Origin of the sequence: Desulfobotulus alkaliphilus (genome assembly GCF_007830435.1) — a bacterium.
Lineage (GTDB): Bacteria > Desulfobacterota > Desulfobacteria > Desulfobacterales > ASO4-4 > Desulfobotulus > Desulfobotulus alkaliphilus.
On sequence record NZ_VLLC01000001.1, the window covers coordinates 318,174 to 331,254 of the forward strand.

8 protein-coding genes are annotated in these 13,081 nt (G+C 49.9%); 1 reads left to right on the forward strand and 7 read right to left on the reverse strand.

The window, feature by feature from the left end; all coding sequences use genetic code 11:
* Positions 1-198: 198 nt before the first annotated feature.
* On the reverse strand, positions 199-1,572 hold the full coding sequence (dnaA, locus tag LZ24_RS01460) for a chromosomal replication initiator protein DnaA (RefSeq protein ID WP_144681574.1): 1,374 nt from the start codon (positions 1,570-1,572) through the stop codon (positions 199-201).
* 1,240 nt (positions 1,573-2,812) lie between these two features.
* Here dnaA and LZ24_RS01470 point away from each other — a divergent pair.
* Positions 2,813-3,409, forward strand: a complete 597-nt coding sequence (locus LZ24_RS01470) for a hypothetical protein (protein WP_144681576.1) — start codon at positions 2,813-2,815, stop codon at positions 3,407-3,409.
* Between the two features lie 221 nt (positions 3,410-3,630).
* On the opposite strand, the gene LZ24_RS01475 is transcribed toward LZ24_RS01470, so the two are convergent.
* The 6 genes from LZ24_RS01475 to LZ24_RS01500 all read right to left on the reverse strand — a co-directional run bounded on the left by LZ24_RS01475 (position 3,631) and on the right by LZ24_RS01500 (position 12,858).
* The gene (locus LZ24_RS01475; RefSeq protein ID WP_144681577.1) at positions 3,631-4,308 is read right to left on the reverse strand and encodes a gamma-glutamyl-gamma-aminobutyrate hydrolase family protein; all 678 of its coding nucleotides are present in this window, start codon (positions 4,306-4,308) and stop codon (positions 3,631-3,633) included.
* A 78-nt stretch (positions 4,309-4,386) separates the two neighbouring features.
* A complete protein-coding gene (locus tag LZ24_RS01480) occupies positions 4,387-5,388 on the reverse strand; it encodes an amidoligase family protein (RefSeq protein WP_144681579.1) in 1,002 nt (333 codons plus the stop codon).
* Positions 5,389-5,434: 46 nt separating this feature from the next.
* Entirely contained in the window at positions 5,435-7,096 is a 1,662-nt protein-coding gene (locus LZ24_RS01485; RefSeq protein ID WP_144681582.1) for a diguanylate cyclase, read from the reverse strand.
* Positions 7,093-7,476 carry a response regulator gene (locus LZ24_RS01490; RefSeq protein WP_144681584.1) on the reverse strand — a complete coding sequence of 128 codons (384 nt, stop codon included), beginning with the start codon at positions 7,474-7,476 and terminating at the stop codon, positions 7,093-7,095. The genes LZ24_RS01485 and LZ24_RS01490 overlap by 4 nt, the downstream gene beginning before the upstream one ends.
* Entirely contained in the window at positions 7,473-9,854 is a 2,382-nt protein-coding gene (locus LZ24_RS01495; RefSeq protein ID WP_144681586.1) for a PAS domain S-box protein, read from the reverse strand. The genes LZ24_RS01490 and LZ24_RS01495 overlap by 4 nt, the downstream gene beginning before the upstream one ends.
* On the reverse strand, positions 9,844-12,858 hold the full coding sequence (locus tag LZ24_RS01500) for an ATP-binding protein (protein ID WP_186442861.1): 3,015 nt from the start codon (positions 12,856-12,858) through the stop codon (positions 9,844-9,846). The genes LZ24_RS01495 and LZ24_RS01500 overlap by 11 nt, the downstream gene beginning before the upstream one ends.
* Positions 12,859-13,081: the final 223 nt, after the last annotated feature.

The window sequence follows — 13,081 nt, forward strand, 5'->3', positions numbered from 1 at the left end:
ACGCTGCCTTTGTGGCGGCTCAGACAGTTTGCCGCTTCTTTCGCACAGGCCTGCAAAGCTCTGATCCGAAACGATTGCAATGTCACTTGCAAATAGCCACGGAGCCTTGCAACACTACGAAGCTGCTGTAATTACAGCATTGACAGTTCAAAATAAACTGTGCTGAACAGTTACCCTGCTTTATAAAAAAAATAAACCCTAGAGATCGCCGGATTCAATTTTTTTCTGCAGCACCTCGCACTGCCTTCCCACGGCTGTTTTTTCCCGTATCCCCTTTTCCACGGCATTGATGGCATGGATGGCCGTGGCATGGTAGCGGTTAAAGCTGCGGCCTATGGCCTGTATGGACTGATCCGTATACTTGCGGCAAAGGTAGATACCCATCTGACGGCTGCGCACAAGATTCTGTTTACGGGATTTGGAAATGATGTCTTCGGGGGAGACCCCGAACTCTTTACATACCAGAAGTTTGATGCCTTCCACGGTTATCTGGCGTTTGCGGCAGACAATATTTTTAACTACACTTTCAGCCAGCTCAAGGTCAATGGGTGTCCCCAGAAGGGAATGTTTTGCCGTCACACCGATGAGACCGGACTCTAACTGGCGCACATTGTCTTCCAGCTCCCCCGCCAGAAACTCCATCACCCGCATGGGCATGTCCACGGAATTCTCACGGCACCTTGATTTTAAAATCCTGAGCCTTGTCTGAAAATCCGGCTTTTCAATGGGAGAAACAAGGCCCGAAGAAAGCCTTGAGCGGAGCTGATCATTGAGCTTGGGAATATCCGCAGGCAGGGCAGCACCTGAAAAGATAATTTTTTTGTCTGCCTCAAAAAGATAATCCAGGGTCATGGCCAGTTCCTGTTGGGTTCTGTCCTTGCCCGTAAGGAAATGGACATCTTCCATGAGAAGAACATCGCACTGGGTTCTGTACTTTTCCTTGAAAATATCCATGCCCCCTGAACGCAGGGCCCCCACCATCTCATTGGTAAAATCCTCGGCCGTCACATAATAGATGCGCTCCCCCGGTGATTTATGCAGAATATGGTGCCCCACCGCCTGGGAAAGATGGCTTTTACCCATACCCGTATGGGATGAAAGAAACAGGGTTTTAAGGGTTCCCCCTTTTTTTGCAGCAAGGGAGAGGGCTGCGGAATAGGCAAAATCGCTGTTCTGGCCCACCACAAAACGATCAAAGGTGTAATCCTTCCTGAGCATCCGGCCACTGAGCAGGCGGGTGGCTACCTGGGGCAGCTCCATCTGTCTTTCCATGGGCGACACAGCAGGTCTTGCAGTCCTTATCCGTGCAGCGGGGGCAGGGGTGGATTTTTTTTCTGAAACGGCAAAACGGATATCAAGGGGTCTGCCCGTCTGCTTTTCTATTTCACTGCGGATAAGGCTGCCGTAGTGTTCCTGTATCCGCTTCTGGGAAAATGCATTGGCACAGGTCAGCTCCACCTGGTTGTCCTGACAGCCACCAAGGCCGATGGGCTCTATCCACATGCGGTAACTGTGTGCCGGCACATGGTTTTTAATACACGATTTGATGGTATCCCAGAGAGTCGCATCCATAAAAAGCTATTCCTGCTTTCCCGTTTTTGAAACTAAAAACAAAATTTTTTGAACAAAGAATTCCTTGTCCGTCTCCTGCATGTTTCAGGGGACAGATGTCATAAAAACAAGAAATCCAAAGGCCTGAATGTAAAATATGAATACAGCAGCCGACAGCCTTAAAAAAAACCTGCATTCCGAAAATTGGGCTGTGGTCCTTGAAAAGTCAGAATGTAAATAGTGCACCTGCCCTTTTCCGTCAAACCCGGCTCAGGAGTACTGCAGGCTTTTTCAGCGGATCAGAACCAAAAATATAAGACTTTTAATTTAAAGACTTTTTCTTGAGAAACAAGCCAATCTCCTCAAAATCACAGTCTTTTCAAAAATCAGCTTCTTTTTATAAGAATTTTAAGAGGATTCCTTCTGTCCCGAAGAAATCAAAAAATTCCTTTTCTCTGATTTTCACGTTTTTACTTCGATTTTCTTTTATTTACCCTTTTATGGACAGACAAATCCTTGTTTATGCGCCCCTTTTTATCAGAAAATCAATAAAAACAAGGGAACCCGCACCTGAAAAAAGTGACGGGCTGCACCCGTATAAAAAGATATAAAACACTGTCTATAAAAAGAATAAAACATTAAAAACAAAAGAAAAAAATAAACAACAAGCACTAAAATCCAAAATAAGCTTCCCGGCCGCCGGGGGGATACGGCCCTTAGGGCAGCCTAAAACTTTTTAATGATCTTTCGTTTTTCCATGTCTGATTATTTCCCGTTTTCAGGATTCATGCCAGAAAATCGATTTTTATCATGGCTGTCAGACCCTTAAAGGAAAACCTGCCTGCAGAGGGGAAGGTATAGCCACAGGCTCATTCTTCAGACAATATCTCCGCACCGATCAAGGGAAGCAGGCGAATTAAAACCTCTTTCATGGGGCCATCTGTGCCATCACCCACCCATCTCCTTTTCTGATACTTCTGCCAGTTCATCCGCATGTGCTGTGTGGACATCCAGTCCCTTCCAAAAGTCCTTCCCGCTGAATGGAAAAGGTTTTTGGGACCCTTTGACAGGCTCAAGAATCATTCTGCCCCATCTTCTTTCATGTCCATTTCTGATCCCTTCCTGAGATCCGGTTGACGGCCCCGTCATCCGGGTTGTCAATGACAGAAAATTCCTTTATCCTTAAGGAAAATCTACGCCTGAAAATCCCACTGGAAGCTCCCCTTGTTAAGAAATTTTTTCCCGGAGAAAGGAAAATCCCATGCTTGAAGCCATTGCCATCAAACTGGTTTCCGTATTTGCAGGTTTTCTCTTTGAACAGGCCCTGATGGCAGGGGACCGCATTCAGATTGAAGGAGCCCCTGCCTGGTATTATGAGGAAAAAAATCCCGGCTACCTTTATGCCTTTGCCTACAGGGATGGCGGCCTTGAAATGCTGGAGCCCCTGCAAGGGGATCTTTCCCTAAAGATGGAAGAACGGATTCAGGAAATTGTGGACAATGTGGTTTATAAAAACTTCAGACACTTAAGTGATCCTGCGGAAAAGGAGCTGGTTCATCAGTTCCGCCATGACAGGGATCTGCACCTTTTTGTCAAAGGCCACATCCGCATAGACCGTATCACCCAGGAAGACGAAAGGGACGCCGGATTCCTGCGGCAGGTCCGACGGGCAAGGGTGTTCGGGGCGGCCATTCTCCCCAAAAAAGCCCTGCTGGAATATCAGACAGAAAGAATCAACCGCCTGCAGCAGAGTATTTCTAAGGAAAGGGCCAGAAAGGGCTTTGAGGCCCTGGACAGGGCCTTTGAAGAGGATGAAATGGATGAGGTGGTAAGGGAGCTTGAGGCCCTTTCTCCTTAAGAATATAAAGATATCTGCTCATCCGGACTTTGATTTTTTTGTAATTGTTCAGCACAATTTTATAAGTACCATACCTGTCAGGCAGATGCACAGGCACCCAAGCTGTTTGCCCGTGACGCAAAACGATTGCAACGTCACTTGCAAACAGTCAGGGTGTCTTGCAATGGTAAGAAGCTGCTAAAATTACATAGTGGAATTTCTGAATAAATTGTGCTGAACAATTACTGTTTTTTTATCCTTTTACCAGCGGCATGAACAAGGGAACGGATCAAACGCTGCTGTGGGCGGTTCAAAACAAGCCATTCCGGATGCCACTGAACCCCCAGCAAAAAATCATGTTCCACGGACTCGATGGCCTGCACAAGGCCGTATCTGTCCATGGCGGTCACTCTGATACCCTTGCCTGTGTTCTTCACAGCCTGATGGTGGAGGCTGTTCACCCGGCACCAGTCAACCTTCAGCAGACGATGCAGCCTTGTATGCGGTCTGATATCCACATGTTTCCGGGGTAATACCGTTCTTTGATTTTTTACTGCCTTATTTTCCGTATAGATATCCTGATAAAGGGTGCCGCCAAAAAAAATATTAATCAACTGAGCCCCCCTGCAGATTCCCAGAACAGGGCAAGCCTCTGGAATAAAAGATGCCAGCAGCTTCATCTCCAGCTTATCCCTTAGGGGATCAATACGGACATCAGGCAGCACTTCACCACCGTAAAGACAGGCTTCTATATCATCACCGCCGCCGATAATCAGACCATCCAGGTGATCAGGGAAAGGACGTTCCGGAGACAGTCGCAGGGGAATTCCCCCATGCCGCCATACCGCAAACCAGTCAAACAACCAGGCTGTATGGCTTTTATAATCAGAAGTTGTAATACCGATCAGGGGCTTTTTCATGCAAACACCCACTCCTTTTCTTCATTTTCTGCCCCACAAAAAATCATCTCCGCCCCCATGAAAAAAAACCGTCTTTTTTTAAAGCTCCTTCATCCACATCCTCAGATTTTCCAGCCAGTGATCGACAACAGAAGCCCTACCCTGATCCAGATACTCCTTTGCCGTTCTGCCCAGACGCTCTTTGTCCGAGGCCAGTTTTTCCACAAGCAGCCAGCGGTTCCATTCCTTGACAATGGCGGCATCCGCATTGATAAAACTGGCATTGGGAAGGCGGTAATGGAAGGTCGGCCTGGGCCGGATCAACGCATCGGAAAAAATTTCATGCGGAAACCCTGGCCTTAAAAAAGCAAACAGAGGAAATAAATCAAGCTCACGGTTCCTTGTGGGATTATACTCTAAATAGTCCATTATAAGTGCATCAAGATCCGGACAATACCCCGCATCTAAAATCTTAAATGCGTAGTCTTGGGGAAAGGATTGGGTATGGGGCAGAATTTCACGGGTTATATCTATCCCTATATCTTTCCGAAGCCATTTTGAAAGCAGAATATAGGCCCGTAAATGGGAAAGTATTGTGTGAACTGAAAAATCAGAAAGTTCCGGATTCAGATGGAGACCAAAGGCATAAAAAATACTCCCTTCCGTTCCTTTGGCTCCGGCTCTCTGAAGGGCCGCCATCAGGGAATCCAGAAGATTCAGCTGATCCCAGGGCAGGGGCGGGCAGACAATCTCCATGGGAACAACAGCCATTGCCATATCCCCAATGAACTCCCTGGCCTTTTTTTCAAGTTCCCAGTGGAAATATTGCAAACTCTTTTTTTCTTGTATTTTATTTTCAGGATGCAGATTTTGATCTTTGGGATGGGCATACTGGGTATCAAGTTCTATACCAAAGGTTCCCCACTGCGTATTTTGTATTTCAAATCTGTGGGGACCAAAGGCAACCTTCTCCCCGTAAAAAAGGGCTTGTACGATATCCGCAGCCTCCGGAGCGGGGAGACCTGAAAATTCTATCTCAACCCCCACGGAACGCAGATTTCCTTCACTGTTAAAGGCTTCTGGCGGCGGGAGTGGTTCCATGCTGTATCCTCCTGCATGATTCTGTTTTTGATGGCAAAAGCCTTTTTCAGCGGATACAGATTCTGTCCCTGCCTTCTTCCTTGGCCCTGTAAAGGGCCTGATCCGCAGCCTGCAGCACCTCTTCCGGTGAACTGCCCAGAGAAGAGCAGGCAATGCCGATGCTGCAGGTTACGTTAAAAACCTCTTCCTTTGCATGGAACTCAATGGTTTTTAAATTTTTCCGAATTTCTTCCATGAGTATTTCGGCCTTTTCCGGGGTGCATCCGGGAAGAACGGCCATGAACTCTTCGCCGCCGTAACGGCCAATACTGTCACTGCGCCTCAGCCGCCGTGTAAGCAGATGGGCAAGGGCCTTGATGACCCGGTCTCCGGTAGCGTGTCCCCAGGTATCGTTTACCCTTTTAAAATGATCCAGATCCAGCATGACCACGCAGAGGGTGGAGCCGTCCCGGTTGCTGCGGCTCATTTCCACTTCCAGGGCCTCCTTGATGCGGATATGCTTTAAAAGACCTGTGAGACTGTCCTTTGCCATGAGTTCCGCAAGGCGGCGGGCACGGGACACATGGGCCGAGACCGATGCCACAAGGTAGGCATCATCCACGGGCTTGGTGAGAAAATCATCACCGCCGCTGTTTAAGGCCCGGATCTGTTCCTCCATCTTGCTTTCTGCGGAAAGATAAAGAATGGGAATCCCCACCCACTCCTCTTCCATGCGGATGATTCCGGCAAGCTCGGTCCCGGAACAGCCTTCCATGTGCACATCCATGAGAATCAGCTCCGGCCTGAAGGTGGAAAGCATATCCAGCACCCTTGCCGCATCCTCTTCCCTTTGAACCTCCATGCCTGCCGCCTGAAGCACAAGGCAGAAATGTTCCGCCACCATGGGTTCATCATCCACAATCAGCACACGGTAGGGTGCCATTTCCCTTCTACCGATGAGCTGTTCCAGCCGGTCCACCACCTTGGGTACATCCAGAGGCCGGATGAAAAACCCCTGTCCTCCGGCTCTGGCCACGGCAAGGCGGGTGGAAAAATCCAGACTATCCGAAAGTACCATAAGGGGCGGTGGTTGTGGAAAAACCTCCCTGATTTCTTCTGCCAGTGCAGTGACCGAAAAAAAATTTTCACTGGCGGAAAGGGAAAGGAGAATGGCGTGGGGTGGCCTCTGGGGAAAAAGGGCTGCCGCTGAAGAAAGTTTTGCACAATGCTTCGGGATATATCCGAAATAACGCAGGGCGAGCACAAGCTCCCGCCCCCTTTTGTCGTCCGGATCAATGATGAGAAGCCCCGGTTCTTCCACATCCCCAGCACCGGCCTTCCCCGAAGACCTTTCAGGCAGGGGGGAAGTCAGAGGGGCCTCGGGGTCCGGCAAAGATTCCGGCACATGCAGCGCCCCGATGGCCGTCCGCAGTTCGGAAACGGGCACTTCCTGTCCCAAAGCCGCACGTTCCCGGATGCCCTTCATCTGAATTTCAAGGGTTCTGGCCTTCTTTCCCAGCTCCGGCATACCAAAAATACCGGCTCCACCTGCAATTTTATGCAGCTCATGGCCGAGGGTTTCCAGAGCTGGCAGAGGGTCCAGACTTTTTTCAAGATTTTCAAGGAGGCCCGTCATCTTATCCATCTGCTGCCCGAGCTTTTCCCGATACCCCTCCCGCAGAAGTTCCATCTGGCTTTCAAAAAGCCTTTGATCTTCATTTTCTGTCATGGCAGAGTCTCCCAGATTCCTTTCAACTGATCCGCAAGGGTCATGGGGTCAAAGGGCTTGGCAATAACACTGACAGCCCCCAGCTCTTTATACCGGCTCACCTCATGGGTCTGGACCTTGGCCGTCATGAAAATGGCAGGAACATCCTTTAAACTCTCCTGCTCCCGCAAGAGCTTAAGTGTCGCAGGTCCGTCCAGACCGGGCATCATCACATCCAGAAGAATCAGCTGGGGGGCAAAGGCCGCCATTTTTTCAACGGCCTCCTGACCCGAGGAAAAAACAGCCACGGAAAAACCGCCCACCAGCTCAAGGGCCATTTTAGCCACTTCCTGAATATCCGTTTCATCTTCCACATAGGCAATGCGTTGCAGTGTACTCACAGATCCTCCCCTGATTCCTTTGCCACCGGCAGATAAAAATAAAAGGTGGCTCCCTTTCCCTCTTCGGAGAAAAAACCAATTTCGCCCCCCATATGTGCCATGATTTCACGACTGATGGCAAGGCCAAGGCCCGTCCCCCCCTTCTGCCTCTGGTCCGTTCCATCGGCCTGGGAGAATTTTTCAAAAATCTTATCCTTAAAATCTTCGGGGATACCCGGCCCCTGATCTTCTACAGAAACACGCACCCTTTCCCCTAGCAAAGCGATGCCCACCTTTACAAAAGCCCCTTGCGGAGAAAATTTGGCCGCATTGGAAAGGAGATTGGCCAGCACCTGCTGGCAGCGAAGGGCGTCTGTCCGCACAAAAAGGCCTTCTTCCACAAGGGATTCCAGAACAAAGTCTACCCCGTAATTGTCTGCATAGGCCTGATTTTCCTCCATGGATTTCATCACAAGGGGAAGAAGGGGCTGCACCTTCATATCAAAATGCATTTCTCCGGCAATGAGCTTTTCCATGTCCAGAAGATCATTGATGATAATTGTTAAACGATCCGTATTTCTGTAAGCAATTTTTAAAAGGTGCTGCATTTTTTCAGGCACAGGTCCCAGTGCGCCCCCTGTGACAAGGCCAAGACCGCCCCGTATGGAAGTCAGGGGGGTGCGCAGCTCATGGCTGACCGTGGATACAAAGGCATCCTTCATGTTTTCCACACGTTTTCTTTCGGTGATATCCCGCACAATGCCAATAAAAAGGGGATGACTTTCCCTTTCCAGCCGGGATACGGCAAGCTCCAGGGGAAAAACCTCCCCGTTTTTCCGCCTTCCGGAAACCTCCCGGCCAATGCCGATAACCCTTGGAATTCCCGTATCCCTGTAACGGGCAAGGTAGCCGTCATGTTCACTGTGGTAGGGTTCAGGCATGAGCATACGGATATTTTTTCCCAGCACCTCAAAGCTTTCATAGCCAAAAATCCTGCTGGCCGCATGATTGAAAGAATCCACGGTACCCAAGGGATCTATGGTAATAATACCGTCCATGACATTATCTAAAATGGCCTGCAGGTGGCGTGCATTCTGCTTCTGGATGCTTGCCGCCTCTTTTCTTTCCCGGGCTTCACGGCCAAGATCCTTCATATAACGGCGAAGGGAGGTATCCATATGGAGAAAGGTCACCATGAGTTCCCGGATTTCTTTGGGTGTTCTGCGAAAGGATATGGCTTTGGGCTCCAGACCCACGGCAAGGCGCTGGGCTGCCGTATGGAGCTGAAGAATGGGGCTGGCCACCCGTTCTATGATGATAAGGGCCGAGACAAAGGCAGAAAAAAGAATTAAACAGAGGAAAAGAAGGGTCTTTTGTCTGGATTCACGGATCTCTCCCATGAAATCCTTTTCCGGAATCACCACAAAGATCAGCCAGTCGATCCCCGAAGCATCCTGAAGGGGGGTGAGGGAAACCAGATATGTTTCACTGCCCACCCGCACTTCAGCTTTTTGAAAATCGTAGCTGACATGCCCCTCTTTATTTTTTGACAGAAAAGCCTCTGCCACACTGCGGGTGATGGCACAGGAACTCTTAAAGGCGGAAGCCCTTGCAACGGCCCCGCCTCCATCCAGTATACAGTCCTTTTCATGGTGGGAGCTTGCCACCATATATCCTGTTTTTTCCATGATAAAGGCATGGCCGTTTTCGGCAATTTTCATATTTTTTAAAAATTCATGGATATGAAAAAGAAATATATCCACCGCCATCACCCCCAGCAGCTCTCCCCTCTCATCCCATACGGGCCTGCTGGCGGAAATGGCCATTTTATCCGTATTAAAAAGAAAATAGATGTCACTCCATACGGGCCTTTCCTTTTCCAGCGCCCTGATGTACCAGGGCCGCACCCGGCTGTCGAATCCGGGAAGGTGCAAAAGCTTCTTCCCCCGTTGATCCCCTTCTGTGACGGCAACCTTAGAAAAATATCCTGCCTTAAAATTATCGGTGGATATAAAATAGAGGTCATCACTTGCATGTTCCCTGCCAGCGTTGGCAAGACCACCTCTGGTATTGCCAAAATAAATGCTGCTGACCTCGGGATTTTCCCGGATCTGCCCCAGAAAATGAGTCTCCAGTGTTTGCTGATCCTCCGGGTTCAGAATCCCCTTTGCCATGAAACGGGCATTGGCTTCATTAATTCTTTGGGGATGATCCAGCAGATGTTCCAGATGGTCTGCAATTCTTAAAGATATTTCTGTCTGGAGGCTGTTGACGGCGACCTGAATACTTTTGGATGCCGTAAAATGATACAGGGGCCAGGATCCGGCCACGGCAAGGAAGGTCAGAAAAAGAATGGGTGCCATAAAGGTTGCCCTAAGGGAAAGCCCCTCACTTTTCATGGTTCGCCTCCCCCGAAGCCAGAATATTTTTCAGGGTTTCAAGGATCATATCATTGGCAACCTTTCCCTTGGTAAGGGCCCCATGCACCCGGGACATATCCCCATGGCTCAGCTCCGAGGAAGAAAGCACCAAAACCGGCGGAGGAGGCATCAGGCCGTGTATAACAGGCAAAAGCTCCCAGCCGGAGCCATCGGGAAGACCGATATCCAGAATCACAAGGTCATAGCGGCACGCATCCAGTTTTAAGAAAGCCTCCCCAAGACTTCCTGCACGGTCAAAACGGGCGAAATCCCCACCAATGGCAGCAAGAATTTCCCCTACATCCTCATCATCTTCCACATGGAGTATGGCGGGTTTTATATTCCCGGATTTTTTAAGCATGCGTTTGACGGCTTCCAGCAGGCGGGAAGAGGCCACAGGTTTTTCCAGCCAGTCAATGGCATTGAAGGCCCCCCGGACGGCAAGGCGTCCTTCCTCAACGGAAGCGGAAACCACAATGATGGGCAGATCCTTTGTTTCCGGACGGGAGCGGAGATTTTTTATGAGATCCACCCCGTTGCCATCGGGCAGAATCAGGTCAAGGCAAATGGCCCCATAGTTTTTACTTTCTATTTTATTTAAAGCCCCGGCAAGGTCTTCTGCCACATCCACTCCGTAGCCGCCGTGGATCAGCAGGGCTTGCAACATAAGTGCCGTATCCGGATCATCTTCCACCAAAAGAATCTGCGGCGCTAAAGGGCAGGCTCCCGCTGCAAACCCTTCTGAATCAGGAAAAAAGGCTTTAAGGGATGAGGGATGGGGAAAATCTGCCAGTACACAATCCATGGGAATATCTTTGCCATGGCCAAGGGGCAGATCAAAATAAAAAAAGCTTCCTTTGCCCTCTTCAGAGACAAAATCAATGCAGCCCCCCATTTTTTCCACAAGGGCTCTGGTGATGGCAAGGCCTAGGCCCGTGCCATCCTTGCTGCGCTTATCCGTTGCATCGGACTGGGTAAATTTTTCAAAGATGCGGGTTCTGAAATCCTCCGGTATCCCCGGTCCCTGATCCTGCACGCCGATGCGTACCCGTGCATCATCAAGACAATGCATACGAACATAAACCCTGCCCTCTTCCGGAGAAAACTTGGCCGCATTGGATAAAAGGTTGGTCAGCACCTGCATGAAACGCTGGGCATCCACATTGGCCTTCAGCGAAGGCAGGGGCTCCTCCAGGACATAAACCACCTTATATTTTTCCCCATAGACCTGATTTTCCTGCACGGCCCGCTTCACCAGCGGCGCGATGTCCTGAATCTGAAAATCAAAACGCATTTTATCGGTGCTGAGCTTTTCCATATCTAAAAGATCATTGATCAGCATGGAAAGCCTGCGGCAGTTGTTGCTGGCGATGGTAAGCATTCCTCTGGCCTTTTCCGGCACCTCCCCAAGGGCACCGCCGGTGATCAGCCCCAGAGCACCGCTAATGGCCGTAAGGGGGGTTCGCAGCTCGTGGCTCACCGTGGAAACAAACTCATTTTTTATCCTTATGGTCTGCTTCAGCTCCGTAATATCCCTGACATTGGCCATGATGCAGGTATCCGGCCCCTTATGCACCAGCGTTGCGCTGACCATGGTATGAATGCTGTGGCCTTCGGCATGGATGAGGGTGTACTCCCTTGACCTGCGGTCCGGTTTTTCCGTAATACCGGAAAAGGCTGCTTTCAGCGCCTCCCCGTCCGTATCCAGAAGCGCCAGAAGGGACTGGCCTTCAAGATCCTGAAGACCGAAGCCCAGTATTTCCGAAAGCCTCGGATTGGCCTCCATGATGGTGAGATTATCCCTGTCCAGAAGCACAATGCCATCGGAAGACTGGAGAAACTGATTTTTCAGAAAATCCCTTTCTTCCCGGAGAACCTTTTCCTGATCTTCCCGCATTTCATGGAGGCGGTTGAAGGCACGGCAGATTTTTTCGATTTCATTGACGGAAAGAGATTCTAAACGCTGGGCAGGGATTTTTCCCGTGGCCATGGCGTTGATGGTTTCGGCCAGCTCCTGAAAAGAAAAAAGCTCCCGCCGCAAAAGAAAAACAATGACAAGGGAAGTGGCTGCCATAAGGCAGACAATGAACAATGAAATTTTAATGATTAAAGGTACTCCCGCCCCCCTTACCATGGCAGCGGGCAGCACATGGATCACCTCCCAGCCCATTTTTTCAAGGACAGCGGAGCTGTATATCACCTCTTTTCCCTGAAGATCCCTTGCCCTCCCCGAAGAACTGCCGGAAAGCACCGCATCCAGCACCGTAGGAAAATCCTTTTCGGACACAGGCTGCATGGCAAGGCTGAAGTCCGAAGCCGTCACCACCATGCCCAACAAAGGGTCAATGACAAAAACATGCCCCTGATGCCCAAGGGTTTCCTCACTGATTTCCTTAAATAGATTGTCCTCTGCCAGAAGGGTATTGCCGAAAAGAAAGCCGATGACACGGCCTGCGTTGGAAAGTACGGGAACGGTGATGGTACTTAAGGGAACCCCTGTGGCCCTGCCCATATAGGGCCTTGTGAAAACAACCTCCTTAGTTTTACTTGCCGTAATCACATGGGGCCTGTCCGGGTAGGCCGTGCCAATGCGGCCCGGCACAAAAATGGTTTCTGCTATGGCTACGGCCCCTTCATCGGCCACCAGAATACCGCCGCTGAAATATTCCAGCAGCCGGACCCTTGTGGAAAGAAGCTTTTCAATTTTTTCAACTTCCAAAAGCTTTTCCCCGTCATGGATGAAGCGGGCAAAGCCCTGAAGGGTCTGGCTCCTGGCCTCCAGCTCATTTTCCATCCTTTTCACCAGCATATCCACCAGCTCCTGCTGATGCCCCACCACGGTGCCTTCGGCTTCCACAAAAAGCAGCCTTGAAATGAGAAGGGTAAGAAGAAGAATGCTTATAAAAAGACAGCCCGTTGTAATCAGTACAATCCGCCGGGTTAGCCCTCTGGTGAAATGCTGCCTGAGTATGGAAAACATCATGCCCCTGCCCCGTAAAATGTAAGGTTGCACCATTATATACAGATAAAAAAGATATCATAAATCAGGATGCGGCGGAATGAAAGAATCTTTGCAACTGTTCAGCACAGTTTTCCAAGTACCTTGCATGCAAGACAGAGGCACAGGCCCCAGGCTATTTGCCTGTGACGCAATCTTATTCGGGAGCTTCTTGCCCTGTGCGGAAGCGGCAAAAACTCCCCGCCAC